We start from the raw sequence: 325 nt of genomic DNA, 5'->3' as shown, positions 1-325 counted from the left end.
CAGCCACGGCCGGCTGACCCTCCAACTCACACACGTCCGCCGGCAGCCGGCCATGCACGGCGATGTACCCGGTGATCTGTCGGGTGCGGCTGCGGATCGTCGCGCCATCGGTTCCATCGGCTAACGCCGCCCGCAACGCTGACCACTCGTCATCGGTACGAGCGGACGGATCAGCCGGCCACGTGGCCAGTAGCGCGGCAACGGTCCCACGACGGTGGCACGCCAGACGCAGAACGCGGGCCGCTTCCTCCTCGGCGACCCGACGAACCCGGTCCGACACCACCACACCCGCCGGCGGCACCGCACCCCAGCCGAGCCGGCGCAA

Annotated in this window: 1 protein-coding gene; it reads right to left on the bottom strand. The window is 71.7% G+C overall.

Annotation, left to right across the window (positions count from 1 at the left end; translation table 11 throughout):
• Positions 1–325 (bottom strand): hypothetical protein (locus I8N68_RS33490; RefSeq protein ID WP_234041022.1); only part of this gene is annotated, 325 nt, incomplete at both ends.

Source organism: Micromonospora coerulea (assembly GCF_016598485.1).
Classification (GTDB): Bacteria; Actinomycetota; Actinomycetes; order Mycobacteriales; family Micromonosporaceae; genus Micromonospora; species Micromonospora coerulea.
The sequence above is the reverse complement of the archived record's forward strand: the minus strand, read 5'-3'. Positions and strand labels throughout refer to the sequence as shown.